Source organism: Capnocytophaga sp. H4358, assembly GCF_002302515.1.
In the GTDB taxonomy this organism is placed as follows: domain Bacteria; phylum Bacteroidota; class Bacteroidia; order Flavobacteriales; family Flavobacteriaceae; genus Capnocytophaga; species Capnocytophaga canis.
On sequence record NZ_CP022380.1, the window covers coordinates 1777704 to 1798828 of the forward strand.

Consider the following 21125-nt stretch of genomic DNA (forward strand, 5'->3'; position numbering starts at 1 on the left):
AGTAGAAGAGACTGTCCGAAAAGGTCTATTTTAAAGAAGAATGTATTTGTAAAAATGTTGAATATTAATGTTTTTCTAAAAATTCCAAAAAAAGGCTCTTCGCTCAGTCTCATTCAAATCGAAGTGTATTTCTTTGTAAACAGTATTGTTACATAGGAAATATTTTTGTTATACAAAATCAAATGTAAAAATGAACATTCTCTGTATAGAAACATCGGGAATTAATTGTTCGGTAGTAGTTGCTCGCGATGGGGTATCAATTGCCGAAGAATCGGAAAATAAAGGTAAGTTTACACATGCCGAAACATTACATCTTTTTATTGAAAAAGTACTTGCTGATGCAAATCTTCCGATGAAAGAAATAGATGCTATTGCTATCAGTGGAGGCCCAGGTTCTTACACAGGATTGCGGATTGGTGTGTCAGCTGCTAAAGGTTTGTGCTTTGCATTGGGTGTTCCTTTAATTTCTGTACCTACATTACAGGTGTTGGCTAAACAAATTTCTGACAGTCAGTTTGTTATTCCTATGTTGGATGCTCGACGTATGGAGGTGTATAGTGCTGTTTTTGATAAAAATAACAATGAGTTAGAAGCAACTCAAGCAAAAATACTTGATGAAAACAGCTATCAAGAGTGGTTAAATAAAGGAAAAGTTACCTTTTTGGGAGATGGAGCAATGAAATTTTCTGCCATATGTAATCACCCTAATGCAGTCTTTGTTAGTGATAAGTATCCACAGGCAAAAGATATGATTCCGTATGCAGAGGAAAGATATAGAAATGCTTGTTTTGAGGATATTGCCTATTTCGAACCAAACTATTTAAAACCTTTCCATACCACTTCATCGTTTGTTAGCTAATTGACCACAGGCAGCATCAATATCTTTGCCTCGAGAGCGACGAACGGTAACCGTAATCCCAGCATTTTCCAACATAGTTTGGTACATGTCAATGGCGGAGCTGTCCGCTTGTTGATAGTCGCCATCGTCAATTGGGTTGTACTCAATTAAATTTACCTTGGAAGGAGCAAAACGACAAAATTTTATCAAAGCATCTACGTCTTTTTTCTTGTCGTTGATGTCTTTCCATACTACATATTCGTAGGTGATTTTGTTTTTAGTTTTTCGGTACCAATATTCCAAAGCTTCACGAAGTTCTGATAAAGGAAAGTTTTCGTTGAATGGCATTATGGATGTTCGTACTTCGTCAATGGCGGAGTGTAATGATACCGCTAATTTGAATTTGACTTCGTCGTCTGCCATTTTTCGGATTAGTTTCGGAATTCCTGAAGTCGAAAGCGTTATTCTTTTGGGCGACATTCCTAATCCTTCATCGGAAGTGATTTTTTCGATTGCCGATAGCACGTTGTTGTAGTTCATTAGAGGTTCGCCCATTCCCATAAAAACAATATTTGACAAGGGACGGTTGAAAAATATACGACTTTGATTGTCAATGACTTTTACTTGATCGAAAATTTCGTCAGGCTGTAGATTACGCATACGTTTTAGTCTGGCTGTAGCACAAAATTTACAGTTCAAACTACATCCTACCTGACTTGACACACAAGCTGTGGTTCTAGTATCGGTAGGAATCAATACCGATTCTACCAATAATCCGTCGTGAAGGCGAACCGCATTTTTGATAGTTCCATCAGCACTTCGTTGCATCACGTCCACTTGAATATGGTTTATCGAAAAATGATTTTCAAGCATTTCACGAGTTTGTTTCGGTAAATTGGTCATAGCCTCAAAGGAGTGCACACCTTTATTCCATAGCCATTCATATACCTGATTTCCACGAAAAGCCTTGTCTCCATGGGTTACAAAGAAATCTCGTAACTCTACTTTGCTTAATGCTCTAATATCTTTTTTCTCTATCATCTTGTTTTTCTCGCGTATTCAGGTTGTTTTCTATTAATTGTGAAAATATTTTGAAAAGAAGTGTTTTTCACATGCTATTACTTTTCCATACATACTTGTCTTATTTCCATCGTAGGGTTTCCATAATTCGGCGAACATCTTTTTCCAAATAATGGCTTGCGGGTTGAATTGAATCATAGTTAGGTACTACTTTGAAATAGACCGAACCCGAAATGAAATGTGTGGTGCTATCAGTGGCGTAGAATTGAGCCTGTGAAGCTGCATTGCCATAAACTTGGTAAAACATTCCATACACGCGAGTAGAATCGTTTACGAATTGATTGGAAGCAATATTGTCTGCTTTGATGGTGTGTTCAAATGTAAACTTTTGAGCATCGCGCAACAAATGGCGAATATTGTCTTTTACTTTCTTATATGATATATAAATAGTAGCCTTCATTGCGGGATATTCAATATCAAAGTCGCATGAATCATCCTTCTTAGTTTTCACAAATGCAGAAGTGTTAGTTTCAAATTCAAATGGGCAATAGTCCTTAGCATAGTTTTTATATTCCGCCTGTGGATATTCTAATCGAAGAGCAGCCTTTGGTTTAGGTAATACCGTTTCTTCACAGCTTAATATTGTGAAAATCAATGTGATAAATAATAAACTACGCATTGTTCTCTCTGTGTATTTTGATTTGTTTTATACGTTTTTTGTCAAATTCCTGAACAGTAAATTGGTAGTTCTCAAATACAATAGGAACGCCTTTCTGAGGGAAATCCCCCGCAATTTCTAACAAAAAACCAGCTAAGGTTTCTGCTTCTCCTTCTTTTTCCTCAAATATAAGTTCCTCTTCATCTGTTAGTTGCATAATCCGATAGAAATCTTTTAGCACTGTTTTTCCTTCAAAAACGTAGGTGTCCTTGTCAATTTGGGAGTAGATAACATCCTCATCGTCAAACTCATCGTTTATGTTTCCGACAATTTCCTCTATGATATCTTCTAAAGTAATAATGCCACAAGTGCCTCCATACTCATCAACTACCACCGCTAAATGTATTTTCATCTCCTGAAATTCGCTGAGCAAATCGTCTAACTTTTTGTTCTCGGGGACAAAAAAAGCCTTGCGCTTAACAGTTAGCCAGTCGAAATCGTCGTTTTCCAAATGAGAAAGTAAATCCTTGATGTAGATAATCCCTGTGATATCGTCCAGACTTTCGTTGTAAACAGGAATACGCGAATAGCCCATTCGCACAATCTCGGTGATTACTTCCTTGAAAGTCAGGGTTTCACTCAATGCAAAAATATCAATACGAGGAACCATCACTTGGCGAGTTTCCGTATTTCCGAATGAAACAATACTCTCCAAAATTTTCTTTTCCTCCTTAGTTGTGTCATCAGACGATGCTAATTCTAAGGCTTGAGACAATTGTCCTACGGATATGTGTGTAGACTGTTTTCCTAATTTATTGTGAATCAAAGATGTAAATCCTTTCATCGGGATGCTGAGTGGTGTGAAAAGCGTGTCTAAAACATAGATTGGATATGCCACAGTTTTGGAAAAAAGTATATTATTCCGGTTTGCATATATCTTCGGGACGATTTCCCCACAGAGTAAAATCATAAATGTAACAACTCCTACATCTAAAATCATCCGCAGGATTTCGCTTTCAATATTTCCGAAGAGGAAATCTCCTAAATCAACGAATAATAAGATAATGGAAATATTTACTAAATTGTTGGAAATTAATATAGTAGCTAGTAATTTCTTTGGATTTTCAACCAGACGAGCGATGATGCTACCTACTGCCGATTTTCCGTCATTGAGATTGTTCACTTCCGTTGGTGAAAGTGAAAAAAGAGCCACTTCAGACCCTGAAATCAAGGCAGAACAACCTAAAAGTATCAGAAAAACAACAAACTGCAAAATAATATTCCAATCAAGCATATTAAGCTGCAATGCGATAGTTTCTACAGCCATTGATGGCATCCAAAGTAAATTAAGGGGAGGCTCTGAGTCCAAATCTTTAGTATTAGTTAAACAATATTTTTAAAACGGCAAACTTTTATCCATGTCGTCTGCGGGTGATTTTTTCTCCAATTTTTCTTCCTTTCGGCTGTTCGGCAGAAGCGTAAATTCGTTGGCATAGATTTCGGTTGTGTAACGAGTTGTTCCGTCTTCGGCTTGCCATTGACGAGTTTTTATTCTACCTTCAACATAAATCAAATCACCTTTGGAGGTATATTTATCAATAATTTCAGCTTGTTTGTTACGAACCACCACTGTATGCCATTCTGTTTCAACTACTTTTTCGTTAGTTGTTTTGTTGGTATACTCCTCATTCGTAGCTAATGAAAAACGTCCAACACAATTACCTCCTTCAAAATAGGTCAATTTTATCTTATCTCCCAAACGCCCAATAAGCATCACTTTGTTTAATGTTCCTGCACTCATAGTATTCAATTTTTAAGGGTTTATGTTATATTTTCTAATCGTTTTTGGTTAGAAGAATTACACAATAAATTATTTCCTTTTTCTCATACACACAAAACGGATAATAATTTTTTTATTTTTGTCTTGCTGATGGGCTTTATTTTGTTTCTTTCTACACTTGAATCCAAGCTTCTGTCCAATCGAATAGATAAAAAATGTGTTGAGGCTTTGGACAAAAGTACAATTAATTTCTAAAAAACCAAAATTCTTTCAAGAAATTTGCTGTTAAAACCGATACAGGATAGTTTTTAACTTCCTCTTTATCAATGCTATTTTTCAATGAATATTCCATGGAGATTATCCAAAACTGAGTGTGAATATGCTGATGTGATAATTTGTGAATCTTTTCGTATTTATGTAGGTAAATATCTGTTATACAGTCGAATATCTTATCTATTTCGGCTTTTATTTCTGCTTCCGAGTAAGGTTTTTCAGTTTCTATGAGTGGAAATTCATACAATCCTTGCCAGATATCTTTATTGTTACGTTTATTCAATATTGTATGCTTCTGATTATCAATAGGTACGATGTAGTTAAAATAACGTTTTCGTATTTTTGTTTTCCCAATTTTTACGGGTAGCCTTTCTACTTTACTTTGATTTTTAGCAACACATTTGTCTGAAAAGACACAACTTTCGCACATAGGCAGTTGTGGTTTGCAGTGTATCGCTCCGAATTCCATAATAGCTTGGTTGTAAACTCCCGCATTTTTTGGATCTAATAGTTTGGTAGCCAATTTTTTAAACTGAATAATACCTGAGGTAGTGTCGATAGGAGTTTCTATGCCAAAAACACGGGCTAAAACTCGATAAACATTTCCATCAACAACAGCGCAAGATTCTGAAAAACAAATAGATGCAATGGCGCTTGCTGTGTAATCACCTATGCCTTTGAGTTTCAATAATTCCTTATGTGTTGTAGGGAAATTTCCATTGAGGTCAAAAGCAATCGTTTTAGCGGTGTGATGTAGGTTTTTTGCACGGGAATAATATCCTAAGCCTTGCCATAGCTTCAGTACCTGTTCTTCGGATGCATTTGCTAAGTCGAAAACAGAGGGGAAATGGTTTGTAAAACGCTCATAGTAAGGCAATCCCTGTGCAACACGGGTCTGTTGTAGGATGATTTCGGATAGCCATATTTTATAAGGATCTGTGGTTTGTCGCCACGGCAAATCTCTTTTTTGGCTATTGTACCACTGCAAAAGTCGTTGAGAAAAAAAACGGTCGAAAGCCTCGACTTTCGATGAAGAATTCGATAAATTCAAAATGGATTGTTTTGTAGGAAATCGTTGAAAAGAAACTATCCGAAAAACTTTAGCTCAAACATCTTAGTTTTAGTTTATCACAAGATTTTACGGTATTCGCATCTGTATTTAGCCTGAAAAAGATTTTTCCGGATAGTTATCTTCGATAATTTTATGCAAAAAATGCTTTGCGAAAAGACTGTCTTCAAAGAATTAATTACTCCTGCTTTTTCTCTATTGAAGAATTAGTTTCATCTTTGTTTGGCTCCTTGGTTGCATCTTTAAATTCTTTGATGCCACTTCCTAATCCACGCATCAACTCAGGTATTTTCTTACCTCCAAAAAGAAGAAGAATAAGGATAACAACCACTGCAATTTGCCAAGGCCCTGCAATTCCTAAAAATATACTATTAGCTAACATACTGTTTCTTTTTTTGTGCAAAGATATAAATTTATTTCAAAAAAAAGAGAATCGCTAGTTTTTAAAATGATGTAAGCTACATTTTATGTTATAAAAGGTTTGTAAAAAAGTGTTGAATAATTTGAGTTGCTGGAGCTTTTTACTCTTTTATATCATATAAATCTACTGGCTGTATCCGAAGCGTCGCAATTGTCGAGAGTTGGAACGCCAATCCTTGTTCACTTTCACAAATATTTGAATATGAATTTGTTTGCCGAAAAATTTTTCCAAATCAGCTCGAGCTTGTGTGCCAACTTTTTTTAAGGCTTCCCCTTTATGTCCAATGATGATTCCTTTTTGGGTTTCGCGCTCCACCATAATCACGGCTCGAATGTGAATAATATGTTCTGAATCGACAAATGACTCTGTTTCTACTTCTACTGCATAAGGGATTTCCTTTTTGTAGTTTATCAATATTTTCTCTCGAATGATTTCATTAACGAAAAAACGTTCGGGTTTGTCTGTCAGTTGATCTTTTGGGAAAAACGCAGGTGATTCGGGTAATAATTCTATAATGCGATTAAAAACTTCTGCAGTTTGAAAGCCTTCCAAGGCAGAAATAGGGAAAATTTCGGCTTTAGGAACTCTTTCTTTCCAATAAGCTACTTGGTTTTCCAAAGTTTCTTGTGATGATTTGTCTATTTTGTTGATCAAAAGCAACACGGGTACTTGCATACGGTTTATTTTTTCAAAAAAAGCCTCGTCTTTCAGTTCTTTTTCACCAATTTCAACCATATATATTAACACATCAGCATCTTCAAAAGCACTTTTTACAAAATCCATCATTGAATGTTGTAATTCATAAGCAGGTTTGATAATTCCTGGAGTGTCAGAAAAAATTATCTGAAAATCGTCGCCACTAACAATTCCGAAGATGCGGTGTCGGGTGGTTTGAGCTTTGGAGGTTATGATGGAAAGTTTTTCGCCAACGAAAGCATTCATTAAAGTTGATTTTCCTACATTTGGATTTCCAATTATGTTTACAAACCCTGCCTTGTGTGTCATGTGTAAGAAGCGTTTTTAGGTTATTATTGGACAAAAATACGAAAAATAATTACAAATCAAATAAAAAGTAGTACCTTTGTCCACTAATGTAGATGATAAAGAAATATGCTTTCCAACCCTAGTAAGTATGCCATTAATGCTGTTATTTATTTGGCGATTAATGGCTCAGAGAGTAATAAGATAGGAACTAAGGAAATCTCCAAAAAATTAAATATACCATCGCCTTTTTTGGCTAAAATCTTGCAAACTTTGGCTAAAAAGAAAGTTATTAGCTCCACTAAAGGGCCAAAAGGAGGATTTTGGTTGGCAGATCATGAAAAACAAGCTCCTTTGATCACAATTATTGAAAATTTGGATGATGTTGAAAATTTTTCAAACTGTTTTATGGGGCTTAAGGCTTGTTCCGAAGAATTTCCTTGTCCTATCCACTATGCGATGCAACCTTTCAAAAAAGGACTTATCACAGAATTAATGGAAAACTCAATTGATTACTTTTCTCAAAAAGTAATCAATAAGGAGGCGTTTTTGTTTGTTTAACTGTCGTGACTCATTATTCAAATGATTTTCAAGTTCAAACAATTTTCAGTTTCGCAATCCCAAAGTGCCATGAAAATAGGTACAGATAATGTACTTTTAGGGGCATGGGTGTCTGTTGATCATTTTCCACATCGTATATTGGACATTGGTGCAGGGACAGGAGTTTTGTCCTTGATGTTGGCACAGCGTTCCGAGGCAATGACCATCGATGCTGTTGAAATTGATGAAAGTTCATTCATTGAATGTACTGAAAATTTTGAAAATAGTTCATGGAGTGACAGGCTTTTTTGTTATTTTGCTTCCTTTCAAGAATTTGCTGAAGAAATGCAAGGAGAAGAGCCATATGACCTAATTATTTCAAATCCGCCGTTCTATACCGAAAATTATAAAACCAATTCCTTGGCAAGGAACAAAGCTCGTTTTGAAGACTCATTACCTTTCGAGACTCTTATGGATGGAGTAGTGCAATTACTTAGCGATGAAGGTGTTTTTTCAGTCATTATTCCATTTCAGGAAGAAGAAAGATTTATAAGTTTAGCTCAAAGTAAGGGATTATTTCCTCAGAAAATCACTCGCGTCAAAGGTAATGAACAGAGCGAATTGAAACGTAGCTTGATTGCTTTTATCAAAAACAAGGGGGAGTATACCTCTGATTTATTGGTAATTGAAAAAGGTCGAGGTCAGTACACGGAAGCGTATATTTCTCTTACAAAAGATTTTTATTTGAAAATGTAGAACTTTCCGAAGTAACCGTGTTTATAGTTATAGTCCCCTTTTTTTATTTACAACTAGCAAGTTGAATTCTTCTAATGTTCTTATGTGGTTTCAACTGTAATATATCTAAAAAGTTATTTCATATTTTTCCTAATAATCATTCCTTCCAAAAGAAATGGTTTAATATTTTTCCCGTTTTGATTTCTAACAGATGTTGGTTTGTGGTTTTGCTATCAAGTCCGCCTAATGACGGAATCCATTTGCCTGTTTTGATGTAATCCAAACGCTCCAATAATTGTGGGTATTTTCGAGCTACCTGCTTGATATTTAATCCCGTGTAAAGTGCTGTTTTTAAATTGTTTTCTTTTGCAATCGTAATAAATTTCAGCAGCTGATCAATATTCCATTCTCCTCCCATAAAAAGCACACAACTGATAGTTCCCTCATACTTTTCAATGAGTTTTTCCAACAAACTAAGCGTTAAAGGCTGTCCAAAATTCGGATTCCAGATATGCTCAGAGTGGCACCCCTCACAAGCTAACGGACAACCTGTTATCGTGAAACAAAGCGAAATTTCATTAGGAACTTCCTGTAATACAATATCATACTCGCTATACCGCAGTATTGCCATAATATCTTTTTTTGGCTTCCTTTTGTCTGTCTTTCGAGAAATTACTTATTTTTTTCAAATAACCGATGATGCGAGTAGCGTAATCAACATCAGTGGAATGGCATTTTACACAATGGTCAGTGGTGTGTTTATTGATATAACCACAACTATTACAATAAGTTACTTTTACATTGAAACAGAAATAATTACAACCCGTTTTCGCAGCTACATTGAGTAGCTTCAAAAATCCCTCTTGGGTTGGATATTCTTCCAAATTGCAGTGATATGCCGAGCCTCCGTCCAAAAATTGGATATATTCGTGTCCGTGCATAAAGAATTTATCTATTATATTAACAGATTCATCTTCAACTACATAAAAATATGAATTGTAACAATCTCTCGGAACAAAAAGCCCATCAGATTTATCCCAATTGGCATTTTTCACACCCAAATTTTCAGCAGGAACAAACTCTGTATTAAACATATAGCCGTATTTTGCTTTGGCTTCCTTGTTCTTTTCGTAAATCAGCTTTAAATTTTTATTGACAAATGATTTATATTCCTCATTATCAGATATTTTTAATCCTAAGAATTCTGCGGCTTCCACCATTCCGTTGATTCCTATGGTAAGAAATTGTTTGTCAAGCGAAATAAATCCTGCATCGTACACAGGAAGCATTTTAGCATCTTTATAATCCTGAATAATAGCACGATACGCAACTTGATATTTATGAATGTTATCAATCATTTTTTCCAAAGAAAGCCCTTTTTGATACAATCGGTTCATATTGATGGTAATCACATTGATACTTCCTGTGGAAACGCCACCTGCACCCAACGAATAACTGAACGTATTGTCCGAAATTTCATTTCGCAAACGACAACAACTCGCCAGTGAATCGGCATTGTCGGACTGATAGATGAAAAATGCATTTCCTTCACTAAGTTCTTCGGCACAGAAGTTGGCAAAATTTTCATCGTGAACTCTTTTGTCCTTGGTTAGCATCGCCGCCGTAACCACAGGAAAAGTCAGAATGGCTTTTTTTCGTTCATTATTAAACCATTTCATAAAATATTTTTGGATTTTATCCAACGATTCATAAATCGGTTTACTTCCGTCGGGGAAAACAAAATTCCCGAACATCGAATCGAAATAAGGTTTGTCGTACAAAGAAATATTCCAAAAAACAGATTGATAACCACGTGCCGCCGCAGGTTGATTGATAGCATACACCACGTGTTGCATTTCGTTTTCTACTATTTTTGTATGCGTTTTTAGATAATCATTTCCGTAGTCTTTTCGAGCGAAATAGTCAAAATACATCAAAAATTCAACGGTTGCTACTGCTCCTGCAAATTGAGAAGACACTGAAAATAAGAAATTTACAAACGAACCACAGAAACTCGCCAAATGCTTCGGAGCTTTGGATTCGCCACCAAGTTTCAACAGTCCGTCAAGCAAAAGAGGATACATCGAAACGCTCACGCAATAAGGTTTCAGACTAGTTTCGTCGTGTACGTAAATTTCGTGTTCTTCTATCTGCCTGATGTATTCATCGGCTAAATCCTGACCAAAAAGCTGAGCAATCTTGCGTGAAACCAACATTCTATTTACCTGAATATTAATATCTTTATTCAGTTCGGCTTCCATCGTGGCTATGTTTTTGTTAGAAACATTAGCATTAGAATCAAACAAGGAACCACTCGCTGCATTTTGCGATGTTAAGTAATTCTCAATAAAATTACATTTCGTTTTTAGTTGTTCGGGCGTTAATTTTGTGAATTTTGACATAATAAATCGTTTTACAGATGAGATTATTCAAAGGTTAAGTCGATGCAAAATATAGTTAGTGGAAGTGTTTCAATTTCTGAAATTTTCAGAAAAAAAACGATTGAGTTTTGTGATAACAAAAAAAATCTATAACTACTTGATTAATAGATTTATGATATTTTTATATTATCACACTACGAAGCTATGCAAATAAAAGATATATAAATCTTAAAATCTAGAATATTTATGCACAAACTTATCAACATTTGATAAATAGGCATACTTTTAAAATGTTCATTTTACCTAAAATTTAGACACAAAAAAATCCAAGCAGTTCAGATAAAAAAACTGTTGGATTTTTACTTTTTAGATGTTTTTTGTAAAATGATTAAGTCTTGTGTTTTAAACTTTTTTAGTAGTTTTTCCAATATCTGAAGTATTTTAGCGGTGTGGATACTTAAAAAACATTCAATTTAGTAGAAACCCCGATTTTCAGCTTTTTTGCCGAATTTCGGGGTTTCTTGATAATGAATATTAAAATATATTTATCTGATGTGCAGTAAATTAATAATTTTCCAAAAGTAGCTTCTTACTGAGAAGAGAATATGCTTTCAATCTAGCTGCAATTGAATTCCAATGGTTACTATTAAAACTGATAGACCACCTCTATTTTGTGTCCAGCGAGGGTCTTTTTAGCTTTTTCCAAATCTTCGGTAAAACCTAACATATAACCTCCTCCTCCTGATCCACAAAGTTTTAAGAAATAATCTCCAGTGTCGATACCTTGTTTCCAAAGAGTGTGAAATTCAGCAGGAATCATCGGTTTGAAATTGTTTAACACCACTTTTGAAAGTTTTTTGACATTGCTAAATAGTGATTTGATGTTTCCTTTCAGAAAATCATCAATACAGGCGTTTGTGTATTCAATAAATTCCGTTTTGAGCATACTTTGAAAGCCTTCATTTTTCATTTTTTCCATGAAAATACGCACCATAGGAGCGGTTTCTCCTACAACTCCACTATCCAACAAAAAGACAGCCCCTTTGCCGTTAATTGCTTGAGAAGGAATTCCCGTCGGTTCAATATGATCTTTTGATTTAATTAAAATCGGTAAACTAAGGTAGCTGTTCAAAGGATCTAATCCAGACGAGGTGCCGTGGAAAAAGGATTCCATTTTACCGAAAATAGTCTTTAGTTTCAAAAGTTTTTCACGAGTCAAATTCTCCAAAACAGTGATTTTGTCATGAGCATATTGATGATAAATAGCAGCTACCAACGCGCCACTACTTCCCACGCCATATCCTTGTGGGATGCTACTGTCGAAGTACATTCCCTCGGCGATGTCGCTTTTCAGTTGAGCGATGTCAAAAGTAACAATTTCAGGGTTTTCGGTCGAAAGTTGTTCCAGATATACCGAAAAATCAGCTAACGCTCGGTTTGATTTTCTTGCCTCTTCAAGTTTGTTAGGGTCAGCCTCATCGAATGTTTTCAAGGCTCCGTTATAAAAATTATACGGTATAGCCAATCCTTTGGAATCTTTTATGATTCCATACTCGCCAAAGAGCAATATTTTCGAGTAAAAAAGAGGTCTTTTCATTAAATTAATGATTTTTTAATTGACAACGAACAATTTCAAATTGCTGTCCTAGGGTTCAAAGCTAATTACGAATTTAAAGGTGCAAATTAATCTAATTCGTAATTACTTCGTTGCTATTTGTTAATTATTCATTGACTTAATTGTGGTCGCAAATATACTGCTTATTTTCACAATACACAACTAATTCTTTTTGAATAAATTGTATCACTTCATTCTTACAATAATTTGGATACAAAACATGTACGTTTGCACCAGCATCAAGTGTAAAGCAAACAGGAGTTTTCGTCTCTTCTCGGAATCGCCATATGCGTTGAATTACTTCTAACGTATTAGGTTTCATTAGTATGAAGTAAGGAGTGCTGGTCATCATCATAGCGTGTAGGGTAAGAGCTTCACTTTCTGTGATTTCTATAAATTTGTCCAAATCACCATTTTCAAAAATAGGGATTAACTTGCTGATGTTCTCGTGAGCTTGTTCAAAGCGTCGTTCTGCGAACGGATGATCGTGCATCAAGTCATGACCAAGAGAGCTACTTACTTGTTTTTGTCCTTTGTCAATCAATAGTATAGTGTCTTGAAAATTATTGAAAATTTCGTGAACTTTATATGGGTACACTACCCCGTATTTGTCCGAACTTCCCTGTATTTCAGTATGTTTTCCCCATACTACGATTTTCCCTTGTATGCTTCTACAAGCACTTCCAGAGCCTAAACGTGCTAATACGGAGGCCTTTTGCCAGTAGGTTTCATCTTCTGCCAAATGAGGGTATAGCAATTTTTCCATTTGCATCAAACATAACGAAAGAGCTGCCATACTACTTGCTGATGAAGCGATGCCACTACTATGAGGAAACGAATTACTCGAATGAATTTCTAAATGGAAATCCTTTAAAAAAGGCATATATTCATAAATTCGTTCAAGAAACGTAGTGATTTTAGGGTGAAAAGTAGGTTTAGGCTTGTCCTCAAAGAAAAATTCAAACTGAAAGTCATCCGTTGGAGTGGTTAGCTGTTCAAAATGAATGGTTGTTTCCGTATAACTATTGTTTAATGTTAAGCTAATCGACGGGTTTGCAGGGAGTTGATTTTTGCGTTTTCCCCAATATTTGACTAAGGCAATGTTGCTTGGAGCCTTTGCCGAAACTGTTCCTTTCTGTGTTTGGTATTTCATATCTTTGCAAAAAAAAACGAGCGACTGATAAAATCGCTCGTTGTGTTATGTTTTTTTATCGAAGCGGGCGATTCATCACCAAATCGATGTATAGATTTACTTTGTTTTTCAGATTTTTCCGATTTACAATAAAGTCTAAGAATCCGTGTTCTAAAACAAATTCGGCGGTTTGGAATCCTTCAGGGAGGTCTTGACCTGTGGTGTCTTTTACCACGCGCGGCCCTGCGAATCCAATCAAAGCACCAGGCTCAGCGATGTTGATGTCACCAAGCATAGCATATGAAGCCGTTGTCCCCCCTGTCGTAGGGTCGGTACAAAGCGATATGTAGGGCAATTTAGCCTCGTCTAACTGAGCTAATTTCACCGAAGTTTTCGCCATCTGCATTAGTGAAAGAGCAGCTTCCATCATTCTGGCACCTCCTGATTTTGAAATCATTAGGAAAGGAAGTTTCTTTCTGATGGCATAATCAATAGCACGAGAAATTTTTTCACCTACTACGCTTCCCATTGAACCACCAATAAAGGCAAAATCCATACACGCAACCACCAATTTCTCTCCTTTAGAATTTCCTACAGCCGTGCGTACAGCGTCTTTTAAACCTGTTTTTTGTTCAGCCTCTTTTAGGCGGGTGGCATAGGATTTCGTGTCGACGAATTCTAGTGGGTCTTTTGAAGATAGGTTGGCATCTAATTCTTTGAATTCATTATTATCGAAAAGAATCTGGAAATATTCCTTACTTCCGATACGTACGTGGTACTCATCCTCAGGACTTACGAAATAATTAGTTGCAAGTTCTTCAGTTTCAACGATTTTTCCGCTCGGAGACTTGTACCATAATCCTTTTGGTGTATCTTTTTTTTCCTCAGTAGAGGTTTGTATTCCTTTTGCTGTTCTTTTAAACCAAGACATAATCCTCTGTATTTATCCGACAAAAGTATAAAAAAAAGTGAAAAATAAAAAGAAATACATTTGAAAGTTGATATGTTTTCTTTATTGTTTTGTGATTAGATTAGATTTTGGTTTTTATGGTATGAAATAAGGTGTTTACTAATTAGTTGATATGTAGTTGTTTATTTTTGTTTTTGAGTTTTTGTTTTTAAATAAAACGTTTAAGTTTGTTTAGAGTAAATAAAAATAATACTTTTGCCCCGAATTTAGAGTTCAATAATGAAGTTTTTGTTTTTGTACATATTACTATTTGTTTCCATACAGGTTTTTTCACAACAAGTTGCTGGGGTTGTGATTGATACTCATGATGAGCCTTTACATGGAGTAGTCATTGTTGATGAAAAATCAGGACGTTGGACAACTTCAAATAAAGAAGGTAAGTTTTCGATTACTTTTCATCAAGAATATTTATTAAGATTCAAGATGTTAGGGAAAGAAGAGGAGTCATTGGTAGGTTCTTCACCTTCTTCTTTGATACGAATTGTTCTGAAGGATAAAACCTTACGGTTGGATGATGTGGTAGTAACGGCAAGTATCCCTGAAAAAGGGGTGGCAAATTCGAAAATTGTACTCAACAAATACGCGATTAGTCAATTCCAATCTTTTTCGTTAGCTGATGTACTGCAGCAGCTTCCAGGGCAAAGGATAGTTGCCTCTAATTTTACTTCACCGAAGGTGTTGAATATGCGAACGGCAATTAACAGTGGCAACAATGCTTTCGGGGTGGGTTATATATTAGATGATATGCCTCTTTCTAATGATGAAAATATGCAAACTTATAAAGGGACAATGGCTACTACGAGTTATTCATCAAATGTTAATTCTGGGTTGGATTTGAGAACGATACCCACGTCAAATATCGAAAAAATTGAAGTTATTACAGGAATTGCTGATGCTAAATATGGAAATGCCACTACGGGCTTGGTTATTATTGAGCGTAAAGCAGGTATTCATCCGTTTTTGATAGATGCTAAATTACAGGGAGGAGGGCAATCCATTTCGGTAGGAAAAGGCTTTCAGTTATCCCCCAAGATAGGCAAACTAAGTCTTTCACTGGATTACTTAAACTCGAATAACCAACCGGTCAATAATTTAAATGGTTTTAACAGATTGACAGGGAGTGCTATATGGACTACAGAGCGTGATGATTTTTTTCATAACTCGCTGTCAATGACCTTGCGAACTAATTTAGATGGAGTTAGAAAGGACAAGGAAAATGAGGTTAATTTTCAAGCAAAAAATGAAAAGAAAGATTATGCCATCACTTTAAGTAACCGTTCGCGATGGCAATTGAATCGAATATGGATCGACCGATTGTCGTTACAAGGTGGATTTTCATATTCCTACACTGAAGATTATAATTCTTCGTGGTTAAATAATGGAGGTTTGGTAGTCCCCACGGCAACTGAAACGAGTTTGCATACAGGGGTTTATACGCCTCCACAGTATTTAGGAGTGATGCACACTAAAGGAGAACCTTTTAATGCTAATATGCAAATTTCGGCTGAAAAGCATTACCGCGTAGGTTCATGGAATCATGATCGCTTTTCAGCATACTTTATCATCGTCTCCTACGCGTGAACGAGCGCCTGAATTACCTAAGTGATTTTTTTATTCGTCTGATAATTCCTACTTTTGTGGCCTATTACATTATGATGGAACTAAAAACGATTTTAAAAGCTGCTCGTTTGCGAACGTTACCGCTCTCTGTTTCAGGGATTATTATGGGTAGTGCGTTGGCTTTTCGTGTAGGGTACTTCCAATGGAATATTTTTTTGTTGGCACTTCTCACTACGATTCTCTTTCAGATACTTTCTAATTTCGCTAATGATTACGGAGATGGAGTCAAAGGAACTGATAATATCAATCGTGTAGGGCCACAACGAGCGTTACAGAGCGGGAAAATATCCCAAAGTCAAATGAAAAGGCTAATCATCATTACGGCGTTGTTGTCAATGCTTGTTGCAATGGCTTTGATTTATGTGGCTTTTGGGAAAGAAAACTGGGTTTATGTGTTGATTTTCTTTGTTTTAGGGGTTTCTTGTGTTGTGGCAGCCATTAAGTATACGGTGGGAAAGTCAGCCTATGGGTATCGAGGTTTCGGTGATTTGTTCGTTTTCATTTTCTTTGGATTGGTTAGCGTAGTTGGGACATATTTTTTGTATCTGCACGAATTAGATTGGAAGATTTTTTTACCAGCTACATCTGTTGGGTTACTCAGTGTAGCAGTGTTGAATATCAATAATATGCGTGATTATGAAAATGATAAAGCTATGGGCAAAAACACCTTAGTAGTCAAAATGGGAAGTAACTTGGCTAAATTCTATCACTATTATTTGGTTGTAGTAGCGATGCTTAGCATGTTAGTATTTTCTGTATTGCATTTGCAGACAGGTTGGCAGCTTGTTTATTTGTTGGTATTCATTCCATTAGCGTTGCATTTAATCACTGTTAAGAACAACAAAGTGTTAAAAAACTTGGACAAAGAGTTAAAAAAGGTCGCTTTGAGTACTTTTTTTATGTCACTTTTGTTTTTTATCGGACAAATTTTGTAATTTAGCCACTCTTTTACTTACTAATTTATAATTATAAACACATTTCATAATTACTTAAAATGGAAATCACATATTACGGACATTCATGCGTTGGAATAAAAATTGGAGAGACTTATTTGTTAGTAGATCCTTTTATTTCAGAGAATCCTTTAGCAAAGCATATTGATATCAATAGTATCAAGGCCGATTATATTTTGATAACCAGTGCTCATCAAGATCATACTACCGATGTTGAGGCGATTGCCAAACGTACTAACGCAAAAATAATTTCAAATTTTGAGATTGTTGAATATTTTTACGATCGAGGTATCGATGGTCATCCGTTGAATTTGGGAGGGGGAAATAATTTTCCTTTTGGGGTGCTAAAATTTGTTCCTGCCTTGCATTCGTCTACTTTCCAAAACGGGAAAGCAGGAGGTTGTGCAGGTGGATTCATTATCAAAACAATGGATAAAACCATTTACATTGCAGGAAATACAGCTCTACATTTTGATATGCAACTTATTCCTGTTCGATACAAATTAGATTTGGCAATTCTTCCAATTGGAGGTAATTTTACTATGGATGTGGAAGATGCTATCATGGCTTCTGATTTCGTGAAATGTAATACCATTATGGGAGTGAATTACGACACGTTCAATCTCATTAAAATTGATCACGAGTTAGCAAAACGTAGCTTCAAAGCTAAAGGAAAAGAATTGCTTTTACCTGCTATTGGAAGCTTTATTACGGTTTAAAAAAATATTCATATCTATTATCAAAGGCTGTATGGAGTTTGATTTGCTCAAAGTCAACTTTTCAGACAGTCTTTTTGGTAAATATATACTTCATTATAACTTACTCTTCTTTCTTAACAAAAGATGTATAGAGTGCAGAGACAAACTTATTCACAGATAAATAATCAGTATGGCAAACTACTTTTCATCAGATTTTACCTTAGGAATTTTAGGAGGAGGGCAATTGGGTAAAATGTTGCTCACAGAAACACGAAAATATGATATCAAAACCTTTGTGTTAGACCCCAGTTCGGACGCTCCAAGTCGTCTGGCGTGTAATCGTTTTTTTCAAGGAAGCTTATTAGATTTTGATACAGTTTACAATTTCGGGAAACAGGTAGATGTACTTACCATCGAAATTGAAAACGTAAATGTAGAGGCACTCGAAAAATTGGAAGAAGAAGGAGTTAAGGTTTACCCCTCAGCAAGGAGTTTAAAGATTATTCAAAATAAAGGTTTTCAAAAACAATTTTATGCTCAAAATAATATCCCTACAGCCGATTTTTTTCGTTTTCCATCAATTGAAGAGTTAAAAAAAGCCATTGAAGATTCTCACATAAGGTTTCCGTTTGTATGGAAAAGTACTCGATTTGGATACGACGGCAACGGAGTAAAGATAGTCCGTTCGGTCACCGATTTAGAAAGTTTGCCTAAGGGAGAGTGTATTGCTGAGACCATGATTCCTTTCAAAAATGAATTAGCTGTGATTGTGGCTCGGAATTTACAGGGAGAGGTGCGAACTTACCCTGTGGTTGAAATGGAATTTCATCCTGAAGCTAATCAGGTGGAATATGTCATTTGTCCTGCACGTATTTCCGATACTGTGGCACAAAAGGCTCGTGAAGTAGCCTTGAAAACGGCTGAAGCCTTTGGAATTGTTGGCTTGTTGGCGGTAGAGATGTTTCAAACACAAGAAGATGATATTTTAGTAAACGAGGTAGCTCCTCGAACTCACAATTCAGGACATTACAGTATTGAAGCGGCCTACACAAGTCAGTTTGAGCAGCATTTGAGAGCTATTTTAAACCTTCCTTTAGGGAAAACGGAAAGCAAACTCGCTGGAGTTATGGTGAATTTAGTAGGTGCCGAAGGGCATACGGGAGAGGTAGTCTACCAAAATATTGAAAAAATTATGGCAATGGAAGGTGTTACGCCTCATATTTATGGAAAGCGTGAAACACGTCCATTTCGGAAAATGGGACACGTAACTATCATTAGTGAAAATGTGGTTGAAGCACGTCGCATCGCACAAGAAGTTAAGGAAACGATTAAAGTAATTAGTAATTAATTTGGTATGAGATATAATATTGTTACTCTATTATTCCTATTTTCGCTATTGGGATATGCTCAGTTTCCTATAACCGACTGGGAAAAAGAAAATTTAAAAGGGAAAGTTAAATCTGTAAAAAGCATTACATATCAGTATATTAATGACAACGGAAAGATGCAAAAAGGTAGTCCAATGACAGGGTTTAACACCCTGGTTTCGTACAACATCAAAGGATACAAGGTTTCCGGAGAACAATTCTCAACCGATGAAAAAATCATAGGAAGTTGGGTGTACATTTACGAGGGCAACAACCTTTTGCGACAAGTAGATGTGTTCAATCAAAAGAAACAAGTGCAAGAGATTATGAAACATACCTACAATTCCAAAACTCAAAAAGAAGATGTAAATGGATACGATGCTAATGGTGTTTTTACAGGAAAACAAATCGCTTGTTACGATGAAAAAGGGCTTAAGATAAATGAATTGTTACTCGACTCAAAAGAGAACTTTTTGATGAAATCCGAATTTATATATGATTCAAAATCAAATCTATCAGAACGTTACATTGAGGATAAGGAAGGTAAAAAAGTGGTTTTGAAATATGTCTATGATGAAAAAAATAATGTAATTGAAGAGAATTACTATGGAAATGGAGGGCAATTGTATGGACAAAAAAAATTTACGTACAAGTATGATAACCAAGGTAATTGGATTGAACGCATTGAAGAAATCTACGGTATGTCGCAGGTATTAACAGAAAGAAAAATCACATACTATTGAGGATATTTTTGATTTTTGCTACTCAGCATTATCATCATTTCTAAACAAATCATTACATCTTTAAGTTCTATTCAAGTTTTGCATTTCATTATAACATTCTAAAGAATATAAAGCTACGTGAATTTTACTTGCGTAGCATTTGTTTTTTTAGAGAGTGTTATTTAACTCATTGATTTATAGTATTAAGATGTGTTTTTTTGGATTTTTTAAAAGATACGAAAGGTTTATAGAAAACAAGGAAAAAGGTGTTTTTTCAAGGAAATCACATTTTTTTTGTTAAATAATTCAGAAAAATTTTACTGAACGAATCGTTTTATGTAATTTTGTATGAGATTCAGTACGTTTAGATTAATTTTTAGAAACAAAAAGAGATGAAAAAATTTGCAGTTATCATATTTATTGTATTTAGTTTTTTCTGTGATTTTACATTTGCACAGATGGTGCCGCCCCGAAAACCTACCAGTCAGTTGAAGGAAATCGGTTTAGTTGGAAACGTCAGGTCATTGCGAGTTACATCGCACATGGCCGTTGATAGTTTTGGAACTATTTACAAAGGAAAAAAAGCAGATTATTGGCGTGGGGACGTTGTAACCAATTTTGATAGAGAAGGGTACAAAACGGATGCGTTGTATTACGATAAAGAAGGTAAGTTGAATCACAAGGTGGTTTATAGGTATAGTAATACAAGGAAGCGTACGGCTCGCGAAACCTACGGTTCAGATGGTAAGATGTCCAAAAGAAGCGTTTATTTATACGATCAAAAAGGAAATAAAATAGCATTCCGAGGGTATAATTCTCAAGGTGCTATTTTTGAAGTGTATGCTTATAAAAATAACGATAAGGGTCAAGAAATAGAAGAAGTTTGTGTACAAACAGAACAGTCAACATGTGGTAAATATACACACGAGTACGATGATGCAGGGCGAGTTTCAAAACTCTGTCGTTATGTTAGTACTCGTTCATCAAAGCCAGATAACTGTGAGACCTATTCCTATGACGCAGAAGGTAGAATGGTCGAGGCGATTCTTTACCAAGGAGATAGACTTATTTATAAGGTTGTCTTTGAGTATGACTCTTCAGGAAATATTACCACACAAACTAAATACGATAGGTTAGGTTTGATGTTGGACGAAGTAGCCTATGTTTATACTTATGACAAAAGAGGGAATTGGATAGAACGCGTCGAATATGTGGACGGTATAGCTCGTTATATGGTTATCAGAGAGGTTCAGTATCACTAAGCCGGAATAAAAGTCTAACAGTCATTTTGTTAAAAGGTGAGGTGTAGATGCTGTTTAACAATGAGTTATGATTTAAAAAAACAAAAAACA

General features: G+C 35.6%; 21 protein-coding genes. 9 read left to right on the forward strand and 12 right to left on the reverse strand.

Annotated elements, in window-relative coordinates:
- The first annotated feature begins 190 nt into the window (after positions 1-190).
- Positions 191-859, forward strand: coding sequence for a tRNA (adenosine(37)-N6)-threonylcarbamoyltransferase complex dimerization subunit type 1 TsaB (gene tsaB, locus CGC49_RS07585; protein WP_095893992.1), 669 nt, complete (start codon positions 191-193; stop codon positions 857-859).
- Here tsaB and rlmN read toward each other — a convergent pair.
- The 7 genes from rlmN to era form a co-directional block, all read right to left on the reverse strand.
- On the reverse strand, positions 842-1879 hold the full coding sequence (rlmN, locus tag CGC49_RS07590) for a 23S rRNA (adenine(2503)-C(2))-methyltransferase RlmN (protein ID WP_042007798.1): 1038 nt from the start codon (positions 1877-1879) through the stop codon (positions 842-844). The two genes, tsaB and rlmN, sit on opposite strands and share 18 nt — an antisense overlap.
- A gap of 100 nt (positions 1880-1979) precedes the next feature.
- Positions 1980-2537, reverse strand: a complete 558-nt coding sequence (gldD, locus tag CGC49_RS07595; RefSeq protein WP_042007799.1) for a gliding motility lipoprotein GldD — start codon at positions 2535-2537, stop codon at positions 1980-1982.
- Entirely contained in the window at positions 2530-3843 is a 1314-nt protein-coding gene (gene gldE, locus CGC49_RS07600) for a gliding motility-associated protein GldE (protein ID WP_095912729.1), read from the reverse strand. Before gldE ends, gldD begins: the two co-directional genes overlap by 8 nt.
- Before the next feature lie 69 nt (positions 3844-3912).
- The gene (locus CGC49_RS07605; RefSeq protein ID WP_095912296.1) at positions 3913-4317 is read right to left on the reverse strand and encodes a single-stranded DNA-binding protein; all 405 of its coding nucleotides are present in this window, start codon (positions 4315-4317) and stop codon (positions 3913-3915) included.
- Between the two features lie 223 nt (positions 4318-4540).
- Positions 4541-5620 (reverse strand): A/G-specific adenine glycosylase, encoded by a 1080-nt coding sequence (gene mutY, locus CGC49_RS07610; RefSeq protein WP_172919611.1) that lies wholly within the window; start codon positions 5618-5620, stop codon positions 4541-4543.
- A 196-nt stretch (positions 5621-5816) separates the two neighbouring features.
- Complete coding sequence (tatA, locus tag CGC49_RS07615) at positions 5817-6020, reverse strand: twin-arginine translocase TatA/TatE family subunit (RefSeq protein ID WP_042346262.1); 204 nt, start codon at positions 6018-6020, stop codon at positions 5817-5819.
- Between the two features lie 162 nt (positions 6021-6182).
- Positions 6183-7064: a GTPase Era gene (gene era, locus CGC49_RS07620; protein WP_095893995.1), complete on the reverse strand. Its 882-nt coding sequence runs from the start codon at positions 7062-7064 to the stop codon at positions 6183-6185.
- A 105-nt stretch (positions 7065-7169) separates the two neighbouring features.
- Between era and CGC49_RS07625 the strand changes: the two genes are divergently transcribed.
- Positions 7170-7601, forward strand: a complete 432-nt coding sequence (locus CGC49_RS07625) for an Rrf2 family transcriptional regulator (RefSeq protein ID WP_042343925.1) — start codon at positions 7170-7172, stop codon at positions 7599-7601.
- Between the two features lie 21 nt (positions 7602-7622).
- Positions 7623-8336 carry a tRNA1(Val) (adenine(37)-N6)-methyltransferase gene (locus CGC49_RS07630; RefSeq protein ID WP_095912297.1) on the forward strand — a complete coding sequence of 238 codons (714 nt, stop codon included), beginning with the start codon at positions 7623-7625 and terminating at the stop codon, positions 8334-8336.
- A 136-nt stretch (positions 8337-8472) separates the two neighbouring features.
- On the opposite strand, the gene nrdG is transcribed toward CGC49_RS07630, so the two are convergent.
- The 5 genes from nrdG to accD form a co-directional block, all read right to left on the reverse strand.
- The gene (gene nrdG, locus CGC49_RS07635) at positions 8473-8946 is read right to left on the reverse strand and encodes an anaerobic ribonucleoside-triphosphate reductase activating protein (RefSeq protein ID WP_095912298.1); all 474 of its coding nucleotides are present in this window, start codon (positions 8944-8946) and stop codon (positions 8473-8475) included.
- Positions 8927-10717, reverse strand: coding sequence for an anaerobic ribonucleoside-triphosphate reductase (gene nrdD / locus CGC49_RS07640; protein WP_095912299.1), 1791 nt, complete (start codon positions 10715-10717; stop codon positions 8927-8929). Before nrdD ends, nrdG begins: the two co-directional genes overlap by 20 nt.
- Before the next feature lie 625 nt (positions 10718-11342).
- A complete protein-coding gene (locus CGC49_RS07645; protein WP_042007810.1) occupies positions 11343-12293 on the reverse strand; it encodes a mevalonate kinase in 951 nt (316 codons plus the stop codon).
- Positions 12294-12429: 136 nt separating this feature from the next.
- Complete coding sequence (locus CGC49_RS07650; protein WP_095912300.1) at positions 12430-13464, reverse strand: diphosphomevalonate/mevalonate 3,5-bisphosphate decarboxylase family protein; 1035 nt, start codon at positions 13462-13464, stop codon at positions 12430-12432.
- Positions 13465-13519: 55 nt separating this feature from the next.
- A complete protein-coding gene (gene accD / locus CGC49_RS07655; RefSeq protein WP_042007812.1) occupies positions 13520-14374 on the reverse strand; it encodes an acetyl-CoA carboxylase, carboxyltransferase subunit beta in 855 nt (284 codons plus the stop codon).
- A 273-nt stretch (positions 14375-14647) separates the two neighbouring features.
- Here accD and CGC49_RS07660 point away from each other — a divergent pair, with 273 nt between their 5' ends.
- From CGC49_RS07660 to CGC49_RS07685, 6 genes are all read left to right on the forward strand, one after another.
- A complete protein-coding gene (locus CGC49_RS07660) occupies positions 14648-15994 on the forward strand; it encodes a carboxypeptidase-like regulatory domain-containing protein (RefSeq protein WP_198540623.1) in 1347 nt (448 codons plus the stop codon).
- 74 nt (positions 15995-16068) lie between these two features.
- On the forward strand, positions 16069-16968 hold the full coding sequence (locus CGC49_RS07665) for a 1,4-dihydroxy-2-naphthoate polyprenyltransferase (protein ID WP_095912731.1): 900 nt from the start codon (positions 16069-16071) through the stop codon (positions 16966-16968).
- Between the two features lie 59 nt (positions 16969-17027).
- Complete coding sequence (locus CGC49_RS07670; protein WP_042006138.1) at positions 17028-17705, forward strand: metal-dependent hydrolase; 678 nt, start codon at positions 17028-17030, stop codon at positions 17703-17705.
- Positions 17706-17874: 169 nt separating this feature from the next.
- Positions 17875-19032: a 5-(carboxyamino)imidazole ribonucleotide synthase gene (locus tag CGC49_RS07675; RefSeq protein WP_095912302.1), complete on the forward strand. Its 1158-nt coding sequence runs from the start codon at positions 17875-17877 to the stop codon at positions 19030-19032.
- A gap of 6 nt (positions 19033-19038) precedes the next feature.
- A complete protein-coding gene (locus tag CGC49_RS07680) occupies positions 19039-19794 on the forward strand; it encodes a hypothetical protein (protein ID WP_147362910.1) in 756 nt (251 codons plus the stop codon).
- A gap of 371 nt (positions 19795-20165) precedes the next feature.
- Positions 20166-21035, forward strand: coding sequence for a sugar-binding protein (locus CGC49_RS07685; RefSeq protein ID WP_095912303.1), 870 nt, complete (start codon positions 20166-20168; stop codon positions 21033-21035).
- Positions 21036-21125: the final 90 nt, after the last annotated feature.